At 68.5% G+C, this 22,947-nt stretch carries 24 protein-coding genes; 18 read left to right on the top strand and 6 right to left on the bottom strand.

What is annotated here, in order from left to right; translation table 11 throughout:
- Positions 1-192 precede the first annotated feature (192 nt).
- From QM748_RS16645 to QM748_RS16675, 7 genes are all read left to right on the top strand, one after another.
- Entirely contained in the window at positions 193-1,341 is a 1,149-nt protein-coding gene (locus QM748_RS16645; protein WP_415248121.1) for an ABC transporter substrate-binding protein, read from the top strand.
- Between the two features lie 120 nt (positions 1,342-1,461).
- A complete protein-coding gene (locus QM748_RS16650; RefSeq protein ID WP_415247828.1) occupies positions 1,462-2,499 on the top strand; it encodes a branched-chain amino acid ABC transporter permease in 1,038 nt (345 codons plus the stop codon).
- Positions 2,496-4,289: an ABC transporter permease subunit gene (locus tag QM748_RS16655; RefSeq protein WP_415247829.1), complete on the top strand. Its 1,794-nt coding sequence runs from the start codon at positions 2,496-2,498 to the stop codon at positions 4,287-4,289. The genes QM748_RS16650 and QM748_RS16655 overlap by 4 nt, the downstream gene beginning before the upstream one ends.
- Positions 4,286-5,056: an ABC transporter ATP-binding protein gene (locus tag QM748_RS16660; RefSeq protein ID WP_415247830.1), complete on the top strand. Its 771-nt coding sequence runs from the start codon at positions 4,286-4,288 to the stop codon at positions 5,054-5,056. The genes QM748_RS16655 and QM748_RS16660 overlap by 4 nt, the downstream gene beginning before the upstream one ends.
- Before the next feature lie 23 nt (positions 5,057-5,079).
- Complete coding sequence (locus QM748_RS16665) at positions 5,080-5,679, top strand: hemerythrin domain-containing protein (protein ID WP_415247831.1); 600 nt, start codon at positions 5,080-5,082, stop codon at positions 5,677-5,679.
- An 81-nt stretch (positions 5,680-5,760) separates the two neighbouring features.
- Positions 5,761-6,282: a MarR family winged helix-turn-helix transcriptional regulator gene (locus tag QM748_RS16670; RefSeq protein WP_415248122.1), complete on the top strand. Its 522-nt coding sequence runs from the start codon at positions 5,761-5,763 to the stop codon at positions 6,280-6,282.
- 69 nt (positions 6,283-6,351) lie between these two features.
- Positions 6,352-7,776 (top strand): DHA2 family efflux MFS transporter permease subunit, encoded by a 1,425-nt coding sequence (locus QM748_RS16675; RefSeq protein WP_415248123.1) that lies wholly within the window; start codon positions 6,352-6,354, stop codon positions 7,774-7,776.
- Here QM748_RS16675 and QM748_RS16680 read toward each other — a convergent pair whose 3' ends face one another.
- A complete protein-coding gene (locus QM748_RS16680) occupies positions 7,777-9,027 on the bottom strand; it encodes a sugar transporter (protein WP_415248124.1) in 1,251 nt (416 codons plus the stop codon).
- 387 nt (positions 9,028-9,414) lie between these two features.
- On the opposite strand from QM748_RS16680, the gene QM748_RS16685 reads away from it, so the two are divergent.
- Both QM748_RS16685 and QM748_RS16690 read left to right on the top strand, forming a co-directional pair.
- Positions 9,415-9,969 (top strand): NADPH-dependent FMN reductase, encoded by a 555-nt coding sequence (locus QM748_RS16685; RefSeq protein ID WP_415248125.1) that lies wholly within the window; start codon positions 9,415-9,417, stop codon positions 9,967-9,969.
- Positions 9,970-10,079: 110 nt separating this feature from the next.
- Positions 10,080-10,274 carry a heavy-metal-associated domain-containing protein gene (locus QM748_RS16690; protein WP_415248126.1) on the top strand — a complete coding sequence of 65 codons (195 nt, stop codon included), beginning with the start codon at positions 10,080-10,082 and terminating at the stop codon, positions 10,272-10,274.
- Between the two features lie 130 nt (positions 10,275-10,404).
- Here QM748_RS16690 and cueR read toward each other — a convergent pair whose 3' ends face one another.
- From cueR to QM748_RS16710, 4 genes are all read right to left on the bottom strand, one after another.
- Positions 10,405-10,854 (bottom strand): Cu(I)-responsive transcriptional regulator, encoded by a 450-nt coding sequence (cueR, locus tag QM748_RS16695; RefSeq protein ID WP_415248127.1) that lies wholly within the window; start codon positions 10,852-10,854, stop codon positions 10,405-10,407.
- Between the two features lie 12 nt (positions 10,855-10,866).
- Positions 10,867-13,365, bottom strand: a complete 2,499-nt coding sequence (locus QM748_RS16700; RefSeq protein WP_415248128.1) for a heavy metal translocating P-type ATPase — start codon at positions 13,363-13,365, stop codon at positions 10,867-10,869.
- Positions 13,366-13,471: 106 nt separating this feature from the next.
- Positions 13,472-15,253 (bottom strand): SLC13 family permease, encoded by a 1,782-nt coding sequence (locus QM748_RS16705; RefSeq protein WP_415248129.1) that lies wholly within the window; start codon positions 15,251-15,253, stop codon positions 13,472-13,474.
- 445 nt (positions 15,254-15,698) lie between these two features.
- Positions 15,699-16,130 carry a hypothetical protein gene (locus QM748_RS16710; RefSeq protein ID WP_415248130.1) on the bottom strand — a complete coding sequence of 144 codons (432 nt, stop codon included), beginning with the start codon at positions 16,128-16,130 and terminating at the stop codon, positions 15,699-15,701.
- 1 nt (position 16,131) lies between these two features.
- Between QM748_RS16710 and QM748_RS16715 the strand changes: the two genes are divergently transcribed.
- Positions 16,132-16,218 (top strand): hypothetical protein, encoded by an 87-nt coding sequence (locus tag QM748_RS16715; protein WP_415248681.1) that lies wholly within the window; start codon positions 16,132-16,134, stop codon positions 16,216-16,218.
- On the opposite strand, the gene QM748_RS16720 is transcribed toward QM748_RS16715, so the two are convergent.
- Positions 16,209-17,180 carry an AraC family transcriptional regulator gene (locus QM748_RS16720; RefSeq protein ID WP_415248131.1) on the bottom strand — a complete coding sequence of 324 codons (972 nt, stop codon included), beginning with the start codon at positions 17,178-17,180 and terminating at the stop codon, positions 16,209-16,211. The two genes, QM748_RS16715 and QM748_RS16720, sit on opposite strands and share 10 nt — an antisense overlap.
- Before the next feature lie 448 nt (positions 17,181-17,628).
- Here QM748_RS16720 and QM748_RS16725 point away from each other — a divergent pair, with 448 nt between their 5' ends.
- The 8 genes from QM748_RS16725 to QM748_RS16760 all read left to right on the top strand — a co-directional run bounded on the left by QM748_RS16725 (position 17,629) and on the right by QM748_RS16760 (position 22,931).
- A complete protein-coding gene (locus QM748_RS16725) occupies positions 17,629-18,918 on the top strand; it encodes a hypothetical protein (protein ID WP_415248132.1) in 1,290 nt (429 codons plus the stop codon).
- A 10-nt stretch (positions 18,919-18,928) separates the two neighbouring features.
- Positions 18,929-20,197 carry a hypothetical protein gene (locus QM748_RS16730; protein WP_415248133.1) on the top strand — a complete coding sequence of 423 codons (1,269 nt, stop codon included), beginning with the start codon at positions 18,929-18,931 and terminating at the stop codon, positions 20,195-20,197.
- A gap of 112 nt (positions 20,198-20,309) precedes the next feature.
- Positions 20,310-20,558, top strand: a complete 249-nt coding sequence (locus QM748_RS16735; protein ID WP_415248134.1) for a PGDYG domain-containing protein — start codon at positions 20,310-20,312, stop codon at positions 20,556-20,558.
- Complete coding sequence (locus QM748_RS16740; protein ID WP_415248135.1) at positions 20,555-21,022, top strand: hypothetical protein; 468 nt, start codon at positions 20,555-20,557, stop codon at positions 21,020-21,022. Before QM748_RS16735 ends, QM748_RS16740 begins: the two co-directional genes overlap by 4 nt.
- Positions 21,019-21,843 carry a hypothetical protein gene (locus tag QM748_RS16745; protein ID WP_415248136.1) on the top strand — a complete coding sequence of 275 codons (825 nt, stop codon included), beginning with the start codon at positions 21,019-21,021 and terminating at the stop codon, positions 21,841-21,843. Before QM748_RS16740 ends, QM748_RS16745 begins: the two co-directional genes overlap by 4 nt.
- Complete coding sequence (locus tag QM748_RS16750; protein WP_415248137.1) at positions 21,840-22,142, top strand: hypothetical protein; 303 nt, start codon at positions 21,840-21,842, stop codon at positions 22,140-22,142. The genes QM748_RS16745 and QM748_RS16750 overlap by 4 nt, the downstream gene beginning before the upstream one ends.
- Positions 22,135-22,788, top strand: a complete 654-nt coding sequence (locus QM748_RS16755; protein WP_415248138.1) for a hypothetical protein — start codon at positions 22,135-22,137, stop codon at positions 22,786-22,788. The genes QM748_RS16750 and QM748_RS16755 overlap by 8 nt, the downstream gene beginning before the upstream one ends.
- Entirely contained in the window at positions 22,785-22,931 is a 147-nt protein-coding gene (locus QM748_RS16760; protein ID WP_415248139.1) for a hypothetical protein, read from the top strand. The genes QM748_RS16755 and QM748_RS16760 overlap by 4 nt, the downstream gene beginning before the upstream one ends.
- Positions 22,932-22,947: the final 16 nt, after the last annotated feature.

The following is a 22,947-nucleotide window of genomic DNA, read 5'->3' on the forward strand; positions in this document are numbered from 1 at the left end:
TGGCGTGCGTGTCACAGGTCTCAAGCGATACAAAATTTCAGCTTGACGCGATGTTTTGTATCATTTCTAATAAGCGAAATCTCTTCCGTTATTCAGAATTTCTTGGATTCCATTGGTATCCATGCTGAGGCGGATGAGGTGTGCCGTCGCGAAGCCACGCTGGCTGATTACATCCATAACGGAGGAGAAGACATGAAACTGCGTCACACCCTGCTGGCCGCAATCGGCCTCGCATTCGCCGCCACTGCCGCCCAGGCCGAGATCAAGGTCGGCGTCGTGCTGTCGGCCACCGGTCCTGCCGCCTCGCTCGGCATTCCCGAGCGCAACACCGTGTCGCTGCTGCCGACCACCATCGGCGGCGAGACGGTGCGCTACATCGTGCTGGACGATGCGTCCGACACCACCACCGCGGTCAAGAACACGCGCAAGCTGGTGGCCGAAGACCAGGTCGACGTGCTGATCGGCTCCACCACCAGCCCTCCGTCGCTGGCCATGGTCGACGTCGCCGCGGAGACCAAGACGCCGATGATCTCGATGGCTGCTTCGGCCCGCATCGTCGCGCCCTTGGACGACAAGAAATACTGGGTGTTCAAGACGCCGCAGAACGACCGCCAGATGGGGTCGGCGATCATCGAGCACATGGCCGCCAACAAGGTCAAGTCGGTGGCCTTCATCGGCTTCGCCAATGCCTACGGCGAAGGCTGGTACGAGCAGTTCAAGCAGCTCGCCGACGAAGCCGGCATCAAGATCGCTGCCAACGAGCGTTTCAATCCGGCTGACACCTCGGTCACCGGCCAGGCGCTGAAGCTGATGTCGTCCAAGGCCGACGCGGTGTTCATCGCCGGTTCGGGCACGCCTGCGGCGCTGCCGCAGAAGACGCTGCGCGAGCGCGGCTACAAGGGCCCGATCTACCAGACCCACGGCGTCGCCAACAACGACTTCCTGCGCATCTGCGGCAAGGACTGCGAAGGCACGCTGCTGCCGGTCGGTCCGGTGCAGATGGCACGCAGCCTGCCCGACAGCAACCCGGTGAAGGCCAGCGCGCTGGCCTACGTGGAGAAGTACGAAGCCGCCAATGGCGCCGGTTCGGTGTCGAGCTTCGGTGCCTATGCCTGGGATGCCGGCGTGCTGCTGCAGGCCGCCGTGCCGGAAGCGCTGAAGACCGCCAAGCCGGGCACCGCCGAGTTCCGTGCCGCGCTGCGCGATGCGCTCGAGAAGGTCAAGGAAGTGCCGGGCGCCACCGGCATCTTCACCATGAGTGCCGATGATCACCTCGGTCTCGACGAGCGTTCGCGCGTCATGATCGAGATCCGCAACGGCACCTGGTCGCTGCTCAAGTAACTCGGTCGCTTCTCTCGTGCTACGGGTGCGTCCGCTGAGGGCGTACCCGTCCATGCCGCACAACCGGCATGGCTTTCCCCTTTCCGGCTGGCGTCGTCCGACGGCCAGTGGAGACGATCCATGGATATGTCAATTGCATTGATCCTTGGCCAGGACGGGATCACCAACGGTGCGATCTACGCGCTGCTTGCGCTTGCGCTGGTGCTGGTGTTTGCGGTCACGCGGGTGATTTTCGTCCAGCAGGGCGAGTTTGTTGCCTACGGTGCGCTGACGCTGGCGATGATGCAGGCGGGCACGGTGCCGGCCACGGTGTGGCTGCTGGTGGCGATGGGGGGTCTGGTGACGGTGCTGGACGCCGGCCGCGCGCTCAAGGCGGGCCAGGTGCGGCGCGCCTGTATGGTGGCGCTCTGGAACCTGGCCTACCCGCTGGCGCTGGCGGGGCTGCTTTGGGCGTTGCCGGCCAATGAACTGCCGCTGTTCGCGCAGGTGCTGCTGACGCTGGCGATCGTGGTGCCGATGGGCCCGATGATGTACCGGCTGATGTACCAGCCGATCGCCTCGGCGCCGGTGCTGATCCTGCTGATCGTGTCGGTGGCGTTGCACATCGCGATGGCGGGCCTGGGCCTGCTGTTTTTCGGCGCCGAAGGCCAGCGCACGCCGTCCTTCAGCGACGCCAGCTTCGAGCTCGGTCCGCTGATGGTTTCCGGGCAGACGCTGTGGGTGCTGGTGGTGTCGGCGCTGCTGATCGTCGCGCTGTACCAGTTCTTCGAGCGCACGATCTACGGCAAGGCGCTGCGCGCGACGGCGATCAACCGCGTGGGCGCGCAGCTGATGGGCATCTCGCCGGCGCTCGCGGGCAAGCTCACCTTCTTTCTCGCCACCTTCATCGGCGCGCTCTCGGGGGTGCTGATCGCGCCGATCACCACCATCTACTACGACACCGGCTTTCTGATCGCGCTCAAGGGCTTCGTTGCCGCGATCATCGGCGGGCTGGCGAGCTACCCGCTGGCGGCGCTGGGCGCGCTGGTGGTGGGCCTGCTCGAAGCCTTCGCCTCGTTCTGGGCCAGTGCCTACAAGGAAGTCATCGTGTTCACCCTGATCATTCCCGTGCTGCTGTGGCGCTCGCTGCGTAGCCACCACGTGGAGGAAGAAGAATGAGAACCGACCGTCTGGTGCTCGGCGCCTTCCTCGCGCTGCTGCTGGCCGTGCCGGCGATCCTGTCGCCGTATTACGTCACCTTGCTGAACTACATCGGGCTGTATGCGATGGTGGCGCTCGGGCTGGTGCTGCTGACCGGCGTGGGCGGCCTGACCAGCTTCGGCCAGGCGGCCTTCGTTGGCCTGGGCGCCTACACCACCGCGGCGCTGACCACGGCGGCCGATCTGCCGGGCTGGCTGGCCTGGGTGGGGGCGTCGCCGTGGCTGACGCTGGTCGCGGGCCTGATCCTCACCGCCACCGTGGCGCTGATCCTGGGCTCGCTGACCTTGAAGCTGTCGGGCCACTTCCTGCCGCTGGGCACGATCGCCTGGGGCATCAGCCTGTACTTTCTGTTCGGCACGATGGAAAGCCTGGGCGGCCACACCGGCATCTCGGGCATTCCGCCGATCGAGCTGTTCGGCTGGACGCTGGACGAAGGCAGCGAGATCTACTACCTGATCTGGGCCTTCCTGCTGCTGGCGATGCTCACCACGCACAACCTGCTCGACTCGCGCGAAGGCCGCGCCATCCGGGCGCTCAAGGGCGGTCGGGTGATGGCCGAAGCGATGGGGGTGGACACCTCGCGCTCGCGCATGATCATCTTCGTCATCGCCGCGCTGCTCGCCTGTGCCTCGGGCTGGCTGTACGCGCACATGCAGCGCTTCGTGAACCCGACCCCGTTCGGCGTGCACATCGGCATCGAGTACCTGTTCATGGCGGTGGTCGGCGGCGCCGGCTACGTCTGGGGCGCGATCGTCGGCGCGGGCGTCATCACCGTGCTCAAGCAGTGGCTGCAGGACTGGCTGCCCGCTCTGCTCGGCGCCAACGGCAACTTCGAGATGATCGTGTTCGGCATCCTGATGGTGCTGGTGCTGCACCGCGCCCGCGAAGGGCTGTGGCCCATCCTCAGGAAGCTGGCGCCGATGCCGGTGGTGAACAAGAAGATCGACGAATCGGCCGAAGTGCTGCCGCGCCGCACGCTGCCCAAGGCGGGCGAGCTGATCCTCGAAGCGAAGAACGTCACGCGCAAGTTCGGCGGCCTGGTGGCGAACAACGACATGAGCCTGGAAGTGCGCGCCGGCGAGATTCTGGCGCTCATCGGGCCCAATGGCGCGGGCAAGAGCACGATGTTCAACCAGATCTCGGGCGTCGACACGCCGACCTCGGGCGAAGTGCTGTTCCTCGGCAAGCCGGTGGCGGGCCACGACTCGCGCGAGATCGCCCGCATGGGCATGAGCCGCACCTTCCAGCACGTGAAGCTGCTGCCGACGATGACGGTGCTCGAGAACGTCGCCATCGGCGCGCACCTCAGAAGCGGCAAGGGCGTGCTCAGCTCGGCCTGGCGCCTGGACCGCGCCGAGGAAGCGCGCATCCTGAAGGAAGCGGCCTGGCAGATCGAACGCGTGGGCCTGAAGGAGCACATGTACGAAGAGGCGGGCAGCCTCGCGCTCGGCCAGCAGCGCATCCTGGAAATTGCCCGCGCGCTGTGCGCCGACCCCTGCCTGCTGCTGCTCGACGAGCCGGCCGCCGGCCTGCGGCTGAAGGAGAAGCAGGCGCTGGGCGATCTGCTGCGCAAGCTGCGTTCCGAGGGCATGGCGACGCTGATCGTCGAGCACGACATGGACTTCGTCATGAACCTGGTCGATCGGGTGGTGGTGATGGAGTTCGGGCAGAAGATCGCCGAAGGCCTGCCCGACGAGATCCAGAAGAACCCGGCGGTGCTCGAAGCCTATCTGGGAGGTGTGGAATGAACGCACACAGCAATGCCGGCGCCGCGAAGCCGGTGCTGGAGGTCAAGGACCTCTGCGTCTCCTACGGCAAGGTCGAGGCGCTCACCAACGCCAGCCTGACCGTGGGCGAAGGCCAGATCGTCACCGTGATCGGCCCCAACGGCGCGGGCAAGACGACGATGCTGTCGGCGATCATGGGGGTGCTCGGCTCCAAGGGCAAGGTCGCCTTCGACGGCACGCTGGAAGTCGTGCCCGAGGTCGAGCGCATGGTCGCGCGCGGCATGAACCTGGTGCCGGAGAAGCGCGAGCTCTTCGGCGAGATGAGCGTCGAGGACAACCTCGTGCTCGGCGCCTTCCAGCGCTACCGGATGGGCAAGCGCGACCACGGACAGACGCTGGAAGAGGTCTATGCGCTGTTCCCGCGCCTGAAGGAGCGCCGCGACCAGGCCGCCGGCACCATGTCGGGCGGCGAGCGCCAGATGCTGGCGGTGGGCCGCGCGCTGATGGCCAAGCCCAAGCTGCTGATGCTCGACGAACCGAGCCTGGGGCTGGCGCCGCTGATCGTGCGGGAGATCTTCCGCATCATCGCCGAGCTGCGCCGGCGGGGGGTGTCGATCCTGCTGGTCGAGCAGAACGCGCGCGCGGCGCTGCAGGTGGCCGACTACGCCTACGTGCTCGAGACCGGGCAGGTGGCGATGGAAGGGCCGGCGCACCTGCTGGCGGACGACCCCCGCGTCATCGAAGCCTATCTGGGCTTCGGCAAGCACCAGGACATGCTGGCGACCTGAGCGCGCCGGGCAAGGAGAGACCGATGGAAGCGATGCGCATCTTGATGGACGAACACCAGTCGCTGGCGGCGATCATTCACGCCATCCGCTACATGATCAAGGAGATCGGCGAAGGCCGGCTCGAGCCGGATCAGAAGCTGCTGAAGGCGATGGTCGAATACCTGGACGCCTACCCCGAGAAGCGCCACCACCCGAAGGAGGACGAGTTCCTCTTCGGGCCGCTGATGGCGCGCACCCGGGAAGGGGCGGAAGTGCTGGCCCACCTGGGGCGGGAGCACGCCGAAGCGGACGCCCGCATCAAGACGCTGGAAGCCGCGCTGGCGCGCTACCAGGCGGGCGAGCCCTGTGGCTTCGAGGGCTTCAGCGAGGCCTTCGACGCCTATGCCGAGTTCTACCGCCTGCACATGATGACCGAGGAGCGCGAGGTCATTCCGCTGCTGATCAAGCATCTCACGCCCGAGGACTGGGCGCGCGCCGATGCCGGCTTCGCCGCCAACCGCGACCCGATGGGCGGCACGCGCAACGCGGGCGGGCAGGAGGACTTCGGCCGCATCTTCTCCAAGCTGGTCGCCGCTGCGCCCGCCCCCATTGGACTCGGCGCAGGACCCTACAAGGACGACTGACGCCCGTTCCGCCTCACGCCGGAGACATCCGGCAAAAATTTCGGTTTGCATACAAACTTTCTCGTTGCTAGAATTGTTTGCATGCAAACCGTTACGCCCGATTCTTCGCCGCTCGCCGACCCGCCGCGCACGCCCGTGCGCTTCGCCAGCCAGGTCGGCTTCATCTATCGCCAATGGCGCAAGGTGCTTAACCGGCGCCTCAAGGCCCATGGCCTCACCGACGCCAGCTGGGCGCCGCTGCTCGCCCTGTCCAAGGCCGGGCGGCCCATGCGGCAGAAGGAACTGGCGGATCACTTGTTCCTCGACACTTCGTCGATGGTCCGCATCCTCAACCAACTGCGCGAAGCGGCATTGGTCGATTGGACGGCCGACCCCGAGGATAGGCGCGCCAAGCTGATTTCACTGACGGCAAGCGGGTGGGAACAGGTCAGGGAGATCGAAGGCGCTTCCCGCAGCCTCGAAGCCGAAGCCTTGCAGGGCATCGCACCGGAAGATGTCGCGATCACCCGCGCAGTGCTCGCCCGCATCGCCGAGCGCATCGGGGATATCGAATTCGGCGAACAACGCGAAGGCAGCGGGGAGGACGCGGGCAGCAGTGGCTGAAGTGGCCGCCGCCTCCGTTTTCCCCTGACTTCCCTCCTCTTCCCGCCTCCGAAAAAGGCTTTGGCTCAAATGCGCCTTCCTGCCCCTCCTTCCTTCGATACGCTCACCGAACGCTATGGCGAGCGCTACAAGTGGATGCTGCTGATCGTGGTCGGCATCGGCACCGTGGCCGGCGTGCTCTCCACTTCCAGCTTCAACGTCGCGATCAACGCGCTCGCGCAGGACTTCGGCCTCGGCCAGGAGCGCGTGCAGTGGGCGATGACCGGCTTCATGGCGGCGATGACGCTGGCCATGCTGCCCGCGCCCTGGCTGCTCGACCGCATCGGCTTCCGCAAGCTCTTCATGTCCGCGCTGATCCTGCTGGTGCTGAGCAGCATCGCCGGCAGCCTGGCCACCAGCTTTCCGATGGTGGTCGCTGCGCGCGTGCTGCAGGGCTGTGCCACCGGCGTGCTTCAGCCCTTGAGCGCGCTGGTGATCCTGCGCCTGTTCCCGCCCCACCTGCAGGGCCAGGCCTCCGGCCTGCTGATGCTGGGGCTCGGGCTCACGCCTGCGGTGGCGCCAGCCTTCGGCGGCGTGCTGATCGACCGCTTCGGCTGGCAGTCGATCTTCTATCTGAACCTGCCGTTCGGCCTGCTGGCCCTGGCGGCCGGCATCTTCCTGCTGCCCACGCCGCGCGAGATCCGCCGGCATCCGTTCGACTGGCTGGGCGCGGGCCTGCTGTCGGGCGCCACGCTGGCGATGGTCGAAGGCATCGCCAGCCTGCAGCACAGCGGCCTCGTCGCGGTGTGGACGCTGGGCAGCTTCCTGCTCGCCGCCGTGTTTGTCGTCGGCTTCGTGCTGCACGCCCGGCGCGCGCAGCAGCCGATCATCAGCCCGGACATCTTCCGCTCGCGCACCTTCTCGATGGGCACGCTGGTGTCCTTCACCTACGGCTTCGGCCTGTTCGGTTCGACCTACCTGATCCCGGTGTTCCTGCAGCACGCGCTGGGCTACACCGCGACGGCGGCCGGCAGCGTGCTGATCCCTGGCGGCATTGCGCTGATCCTGTCGACCCCGGTCGCGGGCCGGATGGTCAACAGGTTCTCGCCCCGGCAGGTGACGATCTGGGGCCTGGTGCTGTTCGGCCTGTCCTTTTTCATCTTCTTCGCCCTCGGCGGCAAGGTCGATTACACCGAACTGATCGTTGCCACCGTGCTCGGCCGCATCGGCCTGGGCCTGATCCTGCCGGCGCTCAACCTGGCGACGGTCCGCGACCTGGAGGCGCATCATCACGCCCAGTCCTCGGTGGTGGTCAGCTATGCGCGCCAACTCGGCGGGGTGTTCGGCGTGGCGGTGCTTGCGGTGTTCACCGAAGGGCGGGTGCAGGCGCTGGCTGGGCAGCCGGATGGCCTGCCGCTCGCCTACGCCCAGGGTTTCCTGCTGATCGGCCTGACGATGCTGGCTGCCGTCTGCGCGGCCTGGTGGATGAAGGGCCAGCCTGCCGCGCAAGCCTGATCACGGCGTGTGTCCGCGCTGCGGCCCGGCTCCCAGCTTCATCGCCCATAGCCACCATGCCGCGCCCAGCAGCGCCAGCAGGCCGCCGACGAGGCCGACGTGCTGCAGCCCGGCATGCGAACTCACCTGGCTGCCGATCAGCGCGCCCGCGCCGATGCCGACGTTGAACAGGCCCGAGAACATCGACATCGCCACATCGGTGGCATCCTTGGCCAGTTGCAGCACCTTGGCCTGTATCGTCAGCGCCATCGCCACCATCGCCGCACCCCAGACCGAAACCAGCACATACAGCAGTTGGCTGTCGCCGACGGCGGTGGTCAGCAACAGCAGGCAGCAGGCCAGCACGCCGGTGCTGACCAGCAGGAAGGCGCGCGGCCAGCGCCGGCTGTAGCGCGAGAACAGCAGGCTGCCGACCAGCCCCATGCCGCCATAGAGCAGCAGCACCAGCGTGGTGACGTGGCCGTCGAAGCCGCCGAACTGCTGCACGAAGGGCTCGATGTAGCTGTAGGCGGTGAACTGCGCGGAAATCACCACCACGATCATCACGTACTGCGCCACCAGTGCCGGACGGCGGAACAGCAGCGGCAGGCTGGACAGCGAACCGGCGTTGAGGCTGGGCAGCGGCGGCAGCAGCCGGGCCAGGATGAGCATCACCCCCAGCGCCACGCCGCCGATGGCGAGGAAGGTGGCGCGCCAGCCCAGCAGCCCGCCGATCACGCGCCCCAGCGGAATGCCCAGCACCATCGCCAGCGTGGTGCCGGCGGCGAGCAGGCTCAGGGCCTGCGTCGCCTTGCCTGCCGGCGCGATGCGCACCGCCAGCGACGCGGTGATCGACCAGAACACCGCATGCGCCAGCGCAATGCCCACGCGGCTCGCCATCAGGACCTCGAAGCTCCAGGCGAAGCCCGACAGGATGTGGCTGAGGATGAACAGCACGAACACGCCGATCAGCAGGCGGCGGCGGTCGATGTTGCGGGTCAGCAGCATGCCCGGCAGCGACACCAGCGTCACCAGCCAGGCATAGATGGTCAGCATCAGGCCGACGTGCTCGACCGGCATGCCGAAGCTGGCGCCGATGTCGCTGAGCAGCCCCACCGGCACGAATTCGGTGGTGTTGAACACGAATGCGCCCAGTGCCAGCGCGATCACGCTGAGCCAGCGCTGGCGGTCGGTCAGGGTGGGCGACGGAGGAGAAACGGCGGCGGCGTCCGCCGGGGCCGGCGGACGGGGGGAGGCGGGTGCAGGGGACATGATGCGGGAGGCGGGACTGAAATGACGGGTGGCGGAGGCCACGGTCGCGGATTCTGCCACGATCCGGCGGGTGCCGACGCATGGCTCGGGGGAGGAAATGGCCATGTGCCGAGCAGTCGCCGCATCCATGGCCTGCGCTGTCGGGTGGTGAGCCGGGTGTTCCTCGAAGCGGCGGATGGGGCCGTGCAACAAGGCATTACCTGGCCGGGTTTTGACGATCTCCGCCGCGTGGTATATGACGTGAATGAATCGCGGCGCTGGCACTGCGGCCCTTGATTCGCCTCACGGTGGGGCGAATCGCCGCGCAGCCGGTAGCCACGGGCATCGCCGCCGAAGCCGCAGCTGCGGACCAGGATGTGTTCAGTTGTAAATTTCCGAGGAGAAATCATGAGCAAACTTCGTATTGGCGTGATCGTCGGCAGCGCCAGCCAGACCTCCATCAACCGCAAGCTGGCCCAGGCGCTGGTGAAGCTGGCGCAGGACCGGGCGGATTTCGAGTTCATCGACCTCGGCCAGCTGCCGATGTACAACCGCGATGACGACGCCGACTATCCGGCCGTCTTCCAGGCCTTCAAGGACAAGGTGCGGGCCCAGGACGGCATCCTGTTCGTGACGCCGGAGCACAATCGCTCGATCCCCGCGCTGCTGAAGAATGCGATCGACGCGGCCAGCCGGCCCTATGGCAGCAGCGCCTGGGCGGGCATTCCGGCTGCCGTCATCGGCACGGCGGGCGGCGGACCGGCCACTTCGATGGCCCAGCAGCATCTGCGCAACGTGATTGCCTGCCTCGACATGCCGACGATGGGGCAGCCCGAGGGCTACATCCGCTGGCACGACGAACTGATCGATGCCGAGGGCAATGTGGGTGCCGCCAGCCGTGATTTCCTGCAAGGCTACATGGACAGGTTCATGACCTGGGTCGAGCGCCTGCGCAAGGCCTGATTCACGGTGCTTGCAGCATGCACGCAGGCGAGGGTACGGGCTCGCCTGTTAACCTTTCCATCGTGGCAAGCCTCATGCTGCCGGACGCAACACTTCCCAAGGAGCCCCTGATGAAATTCCATATCGAAAACATGACCTGCGGCGGCTGCGCCCGCGGCGTGACCAAGGCGATCCAGTCGGTCGATGCCGACGCCAAGGTGACGGCCGATCCGCCCAATCGTCTGGTCGAAGTCGAATCGTCCGCGCCCCAGGCGCAGATCGAGGCGGCGCTGCAGGAGGCAGGTTTCCCGCCGAAGGCGGCCTGAGGCGTTCACGATACCGGGCCGCCTGTGGCAGGCGGCCGAGACGGGTGGATGGTACGGGCGGCTCAGCTCCAGCACAGGGACATCGTTTCCCCTGCATTGGAGTTGAGTCGTTTCTTTTGCGCCGGTGTTTTCAGTGCGGCGGCCTGGAGGATCTCGAGCAATGCTGCTCGTGCCCGTCAGCCGCCAGACCTTCGGTATTCTCCAGATTCGCCAGAATCGGGCAGTCGGGCCGGTCGTCGCCCGCGCAGCAGGCCACCAGCGTCTGCAAGGTGTCGGCCATCTGCCGCAGTTCGTCGATGCGGCGCTGAAGGTCGGCGATGTGCTGCTGCGCGACGCGCTTGACGTCGGCGCTCTTGCGCGAGCGGTCGCGCCACAGCCCGAGCAGATCGTGGATCTCGGCGACGGCGAAGCCCAGGTCGCGGGCGCGGCGGATGAAGCGCAGCATGTGCACGTCCGATTCGGTGTAGGCGCGATAGCCCGAGTCGGTGCGCGCCGCCGGCGGTATCAGCCCGACCGACTCGTAGTAGCGGATCATCTTGGCCGAGACGCCCGAGGCCCTGGCCGCTTCACCGATGTTCATCGTCCTTCCTCCTCATGCCTGGGCGTCGGCCGCCAGCGGCGGCTGGAAGCGCCGCAGCCGCAGCGCATTGCCCAGCACGAACACGCTGGACATCGCCATCGCGCCGGCGGCGAAGATCGGCGACAGCAGCACGCCGTACGCGGGGTAGAGCGCACCCGCCGCCAGCGGGATCAGCGCGGTGTTGTAGGCGAAGGCCCAGAACAGGTTCTGGCGGATGTTGCCGATCGTGGCCTTCGACAGCGCGATCGCGTTCGGCACGCCCTGCAGGTTGCCGGACATCAGCACCACGTCGGCCGCTTCCATTGCCACGTCGGTGCCGGTGCCGATGGCCAGGCCGACGTCGGCTTCGGCCAGCGCCGGCGCGTCGTTGATGCCGTCGCCGACGAAAGCCAGCACGCCATGCTCGGCCTTGAGCCGCTGGATCGCCTGCACCTTGCCTTCGGGCAGCACTTCGGCCACCACTTCGTCGATGCCCAGCCGCGCAGCGATGGCGCGCGCCGTGCGCTCGTTGTCGCCGGTGATCATCGCCACCTTCAGGCCCAGTCTGTGCAGCGCCTCGATGGCGGCGGGCGTGCTCGGCTTGATCGGGTCGGCGACGGCGAGGATCGCGGCCAGGCGGCCGTCGATGGCGGCGTACAGCGGCGACTTGCCTTCGCTGCCCAGGCGCTCGGCGCTGGCTGCGAAGAGGCCGACATCCAGGCCCAGCGAGCGCATGTAGCGGTCGGCGCCGACTTCCACGCGCTGGCCGCCGACCGTGGCGCGCACGCCCATGCCGGTGACGGACTCGAAAGCCTCCAGCGCGGGCAGGGTCATGCCTTGCTGCTCGGCGGCTTCGACGATGGCGCGGGCGATCGGATGCTCGGAGCGCGACTCCACCGCGGCGACCCGTGCCAGCACTTCGGCGCGCTCGAAACCTTCGGCCACTTCCAGGTCGGTCAGCGCCGGCCGGCCTTCGGTCAGCGTGCCGGTCTTGTCCACCGCCACCACCTTGGCGTCCTTCAGCAACTGCAGCGCTTCGCCCTTGCGGAACAGCACGCCCATTTCCGCGCCGCGGCCGGTGCCGACCATGATCGAGGTCGGCGTTGCCAGGCCCATCGCGCAGGGGCAGGCGATGATCAGCACCGCCACCGCATTGACCAGCGAGAAGCTCAGCGCCGGCGAGGGTCCGAAGGCCAGCCAGATCAGGAAGGTGAACAGCGCGGCCGCCATCACCGCCGGCACGAACCACAGCGTCACCTTGTCCACCACCGCCTGGATCGGCAGCTTGGAGCCCTGGGCCTGCTCGACCAGGCGGATGATCTGCGCCAGCACGGTCTGGCCGCCGACCGCGGTGGCGCGCAGGCTCAGCGCGCCCTTCTGGTTGACCGTGCCGCCGACCACCGCGCTGCCTGCGGACTTCTCGACCGGGATCGGCTCGCCGGTGATCATGGATTCATCGACGTAGCTCCGGCCGTCAATGACTTCGCCATCCACCGGCACGCGCTCGCCGGGGCGGACCTCGACGACGTCGCCGGTTGCCACGTCGCCGATCGGAATGTCGACCGTGCGGCCGCCGCGTACCACGTGCGCCACCTTGGCCTGCAGGCCGACCAGGCGCTGGATGGCCTGCGAAGTACGCCCCTTGGCGCGCGCTTCCAGGAAGCGTCCGAGCAGGATCAGCGCCACGATCACCGCTGCCGCCTCGTAATAGACATTGACCGTGCCGGCCGGCAGCAGGCCGGGCAGGAAGGTGGCGACCACCGAATACGCATAGGCTGCGACGGTGCCCACCGCGACCAGCGAGTTCATGTCCGGCGCCAGGCGGAACAGCGCTGGAAAGCCCTTGGCGTAGAAGCGCCGGCCGGGGAAGATCAGCACCAGCGTCGTCAGCACGAACTGGATGATCCAGCTCGTCTGGGTGCCCAGCGTGTGCGACACCCAGTGGTGCATCGCCGGGATCATGTGCGAGCCCATCTCGAGGATGAACACCGGCAGGGCCAGCACCGTGGCGATCAGCAGGTCGCGCTGTAGTTCGGTCCGTTCGGCATCCTTCTTCGCCAGGGTTTCGTCGTCGCCGGCCGGCGCCGTGGCTTCGATCGCGCGGGCATCGTAGCCGGCCTTGTCCACCGCCGCGATCAGCGCTGCGACGTCGGCCACGCCGCGCACGGTGGCGCGTTCGGTAGCCAGGTTCACGCTGACCTCGGCGACGCCGGGTACGGCCTGCAGCACCTTCTCGACACGGCCGACGCAGGAGGCGCAGGTCATGCCTTCGATCGCCAGCTCGGTGGTGCCGGGCGGTACGTCGTAGCCGGTCTTCTCGATTGCGGCGATCAGCGTCATGCGGTCAACCGGAGCCGCCAGGCGGATGTCCGCCCGTTCGGTGGCCAGATTCACCGAAACCTGCGCGACGCCCTCGACCTTGGCCAGCGCCGCCTCGACGCGGCCGACGCAACTGGCGCAGGTCATCCCTTCGATCGGCAGGCTGACCGTCGCCGTGACTGGCCGGGCCTGCGCTTTCGCGGATGCGTTCATGATTCCTTTCCTCGCGTTGAAGCCTTCACAGCATACAGGCTAGACCTTGCCATGATGGGAAGGTCAAACCGCAATGATGCCCGCAGGCGGAAGCAGTCAGCGCGGGTCAGCTGCCCGCTCCATGGAAAGGCCAGAACACCGGGATGAAGATCACCCCCAGCACCCAGAAGATCAGGTTCAGCGGCAGGCCGACCTTGACGAAGTCGCTGAAACGGTAGCCTCCTGCGCCGTAGACCATGGTGTTGGTCTGGTAGCCCACCGGCGTGGCGAAGCTGGTGGAAGCGGCGAAGGTCACCGCGATCAGGAAAGGGGTGGCGTCGACGTCCATCATCCGCGCGGTGGACATGCCGATCGGCGTGAGCAGCACCGCCGCTGCCGCGTTGCTCATGAATTCGGTCAGCAGCAGCGCCATCAGGTACAGCACCGCCAGCACCACCAGCGGCCCTGAATCGCGCACCAGGCCGATGGTGTTCTCCACCAGGAACGCGGCTGCGCCGGTTTCGCTCATCGCCACGCCCAGCGGCAGCAGGCCGGCCATCAGGATGATGATGCGCCAGTCGACGGCGTCGTAGACGTCGTCCGCATCCAGGCAGCCGGCCAGCGTCATCGCCACCGCGCCCATCAGCGAAGTGACCGCGATCGGCGCCCAGTCCAGCGCTGACACCCCGATCACCAGCGCCATCACCACCAGCGCGAAAGGCGCCCGCCAGCCGCCCGGCTGCCGGGCGTCGCGCTCGGACAGCACGATGACGTTCTTGTCCTTGCGCAGCGCCGGCATTTCCGCTTCGGGCGTCAGCATCAGCAGGATGTCGCCGGTGCGCAGGCGCACCTCGCTCAGCTTGTCGCGCAGGACCTGGCCGCGGCGATGGATGCCCAGCACCGTGGCGTCGTGCTGCCAGCGCGGCGCCAGCATCGCCAGGGTGCTGCCGAGCAGGCGCGAGCGGGGTGCGATCATCACTTCGGTCAGCACCTGGGCCACTGCTGCGAAATCCTGCCGGCCGAGCCTGAACTGCGAATTCACTTCCAGGCCCGCCTTCTTGCGCAGCTCGTCCAGTTGCGACCAGTCGCCGCGCGCCAGCAGCACGTCGCCTTCCTGCAGCGTCTGCGCCCTGGGCGACCAGACCTTTTCGTCGCCGCGCAGCAGCTCCAGCACGAAGACGCCGAACTCCTCGCCCAGCTTGGCCTCGCCGACCGAGGTGCCGATCAGCGACGAGTCGGGCATCACCCGCAGCTCGGTGATGTACTTGCCCAACTGATAGTGCTCGACCAGCTCCGCGCCCCGCGTATCCGGCAGCAGCCAGCGCCCGAGCGTCAGCAGATAGAAACAGCCCGCCGCCATGCAGATCAGGCCCAGCGAAGTGAACTCGAACATGCCGAAGCCGGGGTGGCCCATGTCTCTCGCAATCGCATTGACCAGCAGGTTGGTGGAGGTGCCCACCAGGGTGCAGACCCCCGCCATCTGCGACACGTAGGACAGCGGGATCAGCGCTTTCGAGGCCGACATGCCGACGCTGGCCGTCGCCGCCATCACGATCGGCATGAACACCGCCACCACCGCGGTGTTGTTGACGAAGGGCGCGATCACCGCCAGCACCGCGAACAGCACGATCAGGAACTGCAGCGGCGATCCGGCCCGCCCCAGCAGGCTGCCGATGCCCGACAGCGCGCCGCTGTTCTGCAGTCCGGCGGCCAGCACGAACATCGCCGCGACCGTCACCGTCGCCGGATTGCTGAAGCCGCCGAGCGCCTGGCCTGGGGTGACCAGGCCGGTCAGCGCCAGGCTGCCGAGCACCAGCAGGGCGACCGCGTCCATGCGCAGCTTTTCCGTCGCGAACAGCACGATGGCGGTCAGCGCAATGAAGAGGACCGTCACGATTTCGATCGTCATGCCGGGTACTCCCTGTGCAGGGTGGCGGCCAGGTTCATTCCAGCCGTGGATTCAGGCTGTGCATGAGCAACTCGATGACGAGCCGCCGGGCAGGAGACGCCCCGGCAACAGCGCTCGGATCCAGACCTCTTCCGATGAAGTATCTGCTCGCCACTCATTGTGGCAGATGGGTGACGACAAGCCCTCAGGATAGTGCTGATTTCACGCCAGCCTTGCCATGAACTCGGTCGGCTCAAGCATGCACCGATCCGCTGTATGCCCATTAATATGTTGATTTATAGAATTATTTTCTGGGGATAAAATCCATTTTGGGCCACAAAACACACCACTTCACAGCCCTTGGTGGTGAGTCGCTACCATGCTTGATCATGTCCTGTCCCATCTCAGATGAGGTGATTCAGCGAACTGGGCGAGGCGAGCTTGTATGGCAGGTACGGGGACCTGCTCAAGAGGGCGTCAGGGCAACCAGATCCACGCCCGTCGAGCGGGCCATCCGGAAGCTCGGCAGCGACATATCCTTGGCGCGTCGGCGTCGCCACATCTCCCAGGCCTCCCTGCCCAAGCGTGTGCGCAGCAAGCCTGTCAGCGCGTCGGGCGCCCTGTGATCGCCGCCGCTGCACCCTGCCGCCAGCAGGTTCAGATCTGTATCGGAAAGGCAGGTCTGCCACTGGGTTCGCTCGTGTACATGAAGCAAGGCCGGCGCGAGAACTGTGCGTTCGCCTATGACGAGATCTGCCTGCGCAACCCGGCGGGCTTCAATGTATCGCCGGCCTGCAACTGATGCCGGGCCACCAGCCGCACAAGGCGGCATCGCCTTCGCGCCAACAGCGGCGGCGCCGCCTGCCGGCGCCGTTCCCGACCCCGGCACCTTGGCCATGATGCTCCTCGGAATGGACGCGATCGGCATGACGAGGGCGCGGCGGCGGCCGGACGGCGGGCGCTTGGCGGTGGCTCCTCACGTCTGACCGCGGGCGGCCCGCAGTTCCGAAGGCGCGAGGCCGAAGCGGGTGCGGAATGTGCGGTTGAAGGTGCGCACGTCACCGAAGCCGAGCGAGAGGGCGATGTCCAGGATCCGCCGGTTCCGCCTGGCCGGGTCCAGCAGCATCGCCATGGCCCGTTCCAGCCGCTGGGCCGTGACGAACCCGGCAAAGCTTTCCTCCTCGGCCTCGAACAGCTTGCGCAGATAGCGCTCCGAGACGCCAAGGCGCGCTGCGACCAGGGCCGGGCAGAGACCAGGCTGTTCGAGATACGCCATGGTGATGCGCTTCGCCTCCGCCAGCCGGGCGGCGCGTACGCTGCCTCGCAGCGCCATGTCGCGGCCGTCCGCACTGGGGCCGATCGCCAGCGCGGCCAGTTCCAGCAAGTGCCGCGCGACCGTGTCGCGCAGACGCGGCAGCGCGAGCGCATCCGCTGCCAGGCTCGCGGCATAGTCGCGGAGCAGCCGAAAACACGGATCGCCCGCCTCGGACGCGCGCACCATCTGGTCGTCCAGCGAGGCGACATAGGGCGCGAGCGCCTTGCGCGACAACTGCAGCGTCAGGAAATCGTTGTGCCGCTCCGGCGATACGAAGCTCACCCGGCGGTCGAGCGAGCCGAGCACGGCCTGCCCCGGTCCCGCGATGCATTCCCGCCCGCCGTGCTCGCGCATGATCATCCGCTGCATCGGGAAGCAGATCAGCACGTCGGAATTGCCGTCGCTGCACATGGCGTTGGTGCGGTGCGACGCCATGGGGCTGATGCTGCCACCGCCAACGACGACGCCGGCCGCCAGCGGCAGCGCGTGCGCGCGGATTTGAATCGGCGCATGGCGCGCCGGTTCCAGCTCCATGCGTTGGCCGAGCTTGCCGAAGAACTCGCGTGCGAACTCATCGGGATGGTAGGCAGGCAAGTTGTCGGTCGAAATCTCGATCGGCCTGAAATCCGTCATGCGCCGATGTCCTTGGTCCGGTGCGCGCCCCCGGAATGGTGCCGAGCAACCGCGCTCGACCTGTCCATGGTAGTTGTGAAGGCCACCCGCGACAACAAGGACAAACCTGGCATGCGCCTTGGGCTGCGGCCAAAGGCATGACGGACACTGTGCAGCGCAACCGCTCCATGGTGCCGAATCTGTCCATACGCAGGGCCGCCAGTGTCGAGACTTGGAACCCATCTTCTCGTACTGTGGATATAGCGGTCCGCTCACGGCCTCGCGCCGAGGCCCGCACATGCGCACGAACACCGTCCCCGGCTCAAACCTGCCTGGCCGTGCAGCGCCGAAGCATGGTGACGAAGCGTTCGATTGCGGGGCTCCTGTCGATGGCATGGGCTCCTGCCCGCCGCGAAGCGCCCATGCCAGCACACGACCCACACGCCCACAAGACAACCCGAGCACCACGATGCCCCGCCACCGCCTCACCACCGCCTTGTTCGCCCTCGTCGGCACCTTGCTGCCCACCTGCGGCATGGCCCGTACGCCGCCGCAGGCCGAGACGCTGCAGCACGGCCCTTTCGAGATCGCGGTGCACGGCCGGCGCATCTCCACCGGCACCTTCCCCAACCAGGGCGGCAACCCTTTCGCCACGCGCGAGGTCATGGGGTTCTCGGTGCGCTGGCGCGGCCAGGCCGTGCAGGTGCCCGGCCGCGGCGACCGTTTCTGGAACGTGCTGCGCCTGCCGGACGCGCCACAGCCCGCACTGCTGCTGGTGCAGCGCGACTTCACGCTGGTCACCGAGCAGGACGGGCAGCTGCAGGTGCAGCCCCTGTCCAGCGCCAGCAATTCGCTGGCCGAGGCGCAATGGCTGGACAGCGAGGACGGCCAGCCCGGCGAACCGCTGATCTGGGGCATGGGCCGGGTCAACGTCGCCACCGAGACCGTGTTGCGGGGCGGCCGCTTCCTGCTGCTGGGCTCCCGGCTGGTGCTGGACGTGCAGAAGCTCGCGCTGCATGCGATGCAGCCCTGGGCACCGACGCCCCCGGGCCAGCCGGACGTCAGCCTGGCGCGCGCCGGTGACCGCGTGCGCGCCTTCTCGCCCGGCCGCACGCAGTACGTGCTCGCCGGCTGGCAGAACGACTACGCGCGCGGCCACGGGCTGGTGCACGGCCTCATCGTCGTGGACCTGCAGGGCGCTCCCAACTACGAACTGCAGGTGGACCGGCGCCGCATGCCCTTCGCCGACCTCGAGACCATGGACGGCGCCTGGATCAGCCACTACTTCGCCTGGCAAAAAGACGCCGCCGGGCGCGAACGGCTGGTGCCGCGCGCCGGCGCCAGCCCACTGCCCTGGCGCGGCATCCTCCGTGTTGCCAACGACGCCGACGGCAGGCGCATCGGCTACAGCGTGCCGCGCGCCCGCAGCGGCCTCATCCCGGAGCTGCGCCGCGTCGCGCTGCAGCAGCCCGGCGCCGAACCGGCCCCCGACTGGTTGGACCCGAAGGGCGGCATCGACGGCTACACGCTGCGAGTGGACGGCTGCCTGTTCGGGCTCACGAAGCTGGACCAGGCGTTCCCGGAGCCGGGCAGCGACGAAGCGACGCTGGACACCGCAGGCGGCAGCGTCGGCCTGTACCCGGTGACGGCCAGCGACCGCGAAGCCGCGGCCTGCATCCCGGTACTGCGCCGCATCGCCCAGGCCATGGATGCCGAGCTGGCCAGCGGCCGCCACGACCGCCACATCGTGCTGGATTGAGAGGACTCCCATGTTGAAGATGATGTTGATCGGTGCTGCTGCGGTGCTCGTGGCGCTGGTCGTGATCGGGTGCGTGGTGGGACCTACGCAGGCACAGCCAGGCACGGTGCCGGCCGGGCAGGCCGCTGCGGCGGCGCCCGCCGAACGCCCAGCGGGCGACCTGCACGGCCTGGCGCGGGTGGATCTGCCGCGCGGCTTTCGCGCGCTGGGCCTGGACGGCGCCGACCGCAGCCTCGCCCCCGCGGATCAACTGGAGCGCCACGACCACCGGCAGCCGCTGATCTTCCGCTTCACGCGCGACCCCAGCTACGACTGGGGCGGCCACGCGCGCGACCCCGAACTGCTGAACATCGTGCTGCTGCCGCCGCCGCAGCGCGGCGCGCAAGCGCTCAAGCAGTTCAGCATAGCCCGTTACCACTCGCCCACCGGCACCACCATCCCGCTGGCCGACCCGCGCTGGCAGGAAGGCAGCGAAGGCACGCTGCACTGGCGCGTGCTGGCGATGAACGACCACTTCAGCAGCGACCATCAGCCGCGCTGGGCCGTCACCCTGCTGGATACGGCGCGCGGCGTGCGGCTGGACTATTTCGTCTGGCAGCGGCGCATGCAGCGCGAGCAGGCGCTGGTGCTGCTGCGCGGCGTGCTGGATTCGCTGCAGGCCACGCCCGCGCTGGCCGCGCACTTCGACCGCAGCGGCACGCCCGAGGAGCGTTTGCAGCAACTGCGCGAAGCGCGCATCGCGGCGTTCTTCAAGTCGCTGGCGCTGCAGCCGCCGGCGCCGGGCGGCACCGTGTTCGGGCCCGGCGTCGCGGCCTGGCTGGGCGACAAGCGCCGCGCGCTGCGCGCCATGCGGCTGCTGGCCTCGCTGCCGCTGGCCGCGACCGCGCCGCGCGACCGCCGCGGCCGCCCGCTGCTGCCGCTGTTGCTCAAGCCCGGGCAGTACGACCGCCCCACCGTCAAGGGCTTGCCGGAGCTGGGCTTCCGGATGCTGTACTGGAACCCGGGGCTCGAGCGCTGGCAGCTCAGCGACGTCCAAGACGGCAAGGCGCGCGATAGCGACCCGCTGCTGCCCTTCGAGCAGGCCGTGGCAGCGCGGCTGGACGCCGTGCCCGGCGCGCGCGAGGCGGCGCACTTCATCCTCCAGCGCCACTACTACCAGCCGCCGGCGCTGGACGACGCGCGGCACGTGGACCAGATGCTGCAAGAGGCCGCGTTCTGGCAGGCCGAGCTGCTGGCGCAGCGCATCGTCGCCGGTGTGGTGCCGGGCATGCTGCGCTGACCGCGCGACGATTTAACCGCACGCTGACGGTTCGCTGACGACAACACGGCCGCCTCCGCCGCACACTTCCCGTCATCCCAACCCCACCGCCGCCCTGGCCGGAGACCCTTCGATGAACGACACCCCCCGCGCCGCGCCGCGCACCTTCGACACCTACGAAGACGTGCCCGGCATGCGGCCCTGCATCAAGAAGCCGGTGATCGTGCACGCCCGCCGCATCGACCAGCCCTTCCGCGTGCGCAGCCTGGAAGGCGACTTCAAGCTCGGCAAGCCGGGCGACGTGCTGATGCGCGGCATCGACGGCGAGCTCTACATCTGCGACGCCGACATCTTCGCGCGCACCTACGACTGGACGGCATGAAGACCCGGCACTGTTTCCGCACACTCGTCGCTGCGGCACTGCTGTCGGCCGCGGCGGCCTTCGCTGGCACGCCGCAGGCCGCGGTGCAGCGCCTGCTGGAGGCGCACTTCGCCGGCCGCATGGCCGATCCGGCGGCCGGCTTGCAGCGCACGGCGCCCTGGCTCTCACCGGCGCTGCTGGCCGGCCTGCAAGCGGAGCGGGCGCGCGCCGAGCAGCAGGACGAGGAGCCGGAGATCGACGGCGACCCGTTCACCGACACGCAGGAGCCGCCGCAGCGCTTCACCGTCGGCGCGGTCGAGCTGCACGGTGAGAGCGCCCGCGTGACGGTGCACTTCAGCGACGGCGCGCGCAGCCACGCGCTGCACTACGAGCTGCTGCGCACACGCGCAGGCTGGCGCGTCGACGACATCATCGATCGCCGCGGCGCCAGCCTGCGCGTGCTGCTGCAGGAGGCAGGTCGATGAATGCGACCGCGATGACTGCCGCGCTGCGCCGCGAGCCGCTGCTGGCGGGGCTGGGCTTCGGCCTCGCGGTCGTGCTGGTGCTCAACCTCGTCATCGGCCTGGCAATGAACGCCGGCGGGCTGCCGCTGAAGCCGCTGGCGTGGTTCGACGTCGCGCTGCTGCTCGTCGCCGGCCCGCAGGCGGCCGTCCACCTGGCCGAGCGCCGGGCCCGGCAGCACGGGCGGCAGGTGATCGCCCACCTGAGCTGGCGCGTGATGCTCCCCTTCGTGCTGCTCAACCTGGGCGCCGTGCTCGCCTGGTTTCTGTGGGGCGCGGCCTGGGTCGCGCGGATCGATGCGCGGCCTGTCGCCGCACCGCTGGATGAGGCCGCGCTGCGCCAGGCCCTGGTCGCCTGGGCCGACGGCGGCGAACTGCCTGTGCAGTGGCAGGCACTGCCCGACGGCACGCTGGCCATCGCCTACGATCTGGTCGACGCGCGCTGGACTGCAGTGGCGCAGGCCGGAGGCCACCGCCACACGCAACGCTTGCTGTTCAGCCTGGACGCCGCACGTCGCTCGGTGCGCGTGCGCGAGCAGGTCGGCGCCCTCGAGTGGCGCGCCGGTGTCGGCGCCGCGGCGCTGCACTGGCAGGAAAGCGTGGGCATCAGCTTCTTCCACAGCGAGCAGCGAGCGGGGCCGGGCAACGGGCCGCTGCGGCTGGATCACCACACGCTCAAGCGCCCGCTGACGGCGTTGGTCACCGATGCCGGCTGGCACTGGCAACCCACGCTGCTGCCGCGCTCGCTGCCGCTGCCCGCAACCTGGCTGGAGACACTGCCATGACGCCGCCACCCACGCTGCAAGCGCTGGCGGCCGAACTGGAGCGCCGGCTCGCGCAGGCCGACGAGTCCGCACTGTGGCGCGAGGCGCAGGCATTGACCGGCGCCGCGCTCCAGCGCGCCGGTCAATGCCTGCGCGCCGACGGCGACCCCGAGTTCGACTGGCTGCGCGAACGCAGCCTGCAGCTCTGGCACGCCTGGGGCGCCTGCGCCACCAGCGGCGGCGACGGCTACGCGCGCTCGCAGGACATCCGCCAAGCGCGCGACGCAATGGCGCGCGCCGCCGGGGGCGGCCATGACTGATTCCAGCCCGGACGCGCTGCTGAGGAAGCGCTTCCTCGACAGCCTGGACATCGACCACGAGAAGTGGCGCGAAGGCACCGGCTACGACCTCGAAGCCCTGGCCGCGCTGCCCGCGAAGGCGCAGGACAGCATGGTGCAGGTGCTGCTCGACCGCGGCGTGCGCGACTGGCGCGACGTTGACGCGCTGGCGCAGGTGGCCTCGCCGAGCGCGCTGGCTGCGCTGCGCCGGGTGCTGCAAGACGGCCTGGTGCAGGTGCGGATGCGCATCGTGCGCCGCTGCCCGCAGCTCGCCGACGCGGCCACGCGCACTGCGTCGCTGCTGCACGCACTGGACGAGGCCGAGCCGATGCAAGGCTTGTCCGAGGCGCTGGACGAGGCCACGGCCTGGCACCCGGCGCCGGTGATGCACGCACTGTGGCAAGGTCTGCGCGAGCGCGACGCCCAGGTGGCGCCCCGCTTCGCCGCACTGCTGCTGCACATCCACGGGCTCGCGCGCCAGCGCCTGGCGCTGGAGCACCGCCCCTTCGTGCTGCGCTTCGCGACCGACGATCCGGCCGCGCGCGCAGCCGCCATCGCCGAGCTGTGCGAGCGCCTCGGCAACCCCGATCCCTCCTTCCCCCCACCCCCGACCTCGAAAGGAACATGACTATGGGATTGGCCGAACGCCGCAAGATCAAGGAACTGCGGGAAGAAGTCCTGCCCGCACGCGCGCAGGAGATCGCCGAGATCTGCGGTCGCGCGATCCCCTGCGACGTGGACTGGGCGAGCTTTGCCGCCGCGGCGCTGTAAGAAAGACGCGGACCGA

The organism is Thauera sp., assembly GCF_047601425.1.
In the GTDB taxonomy this organism is placed as follows: Bacteria; Pseudomonadota; Gammaproteobacteria; order Burkholderiales; family Rhodocyclaceae; genus Thauera.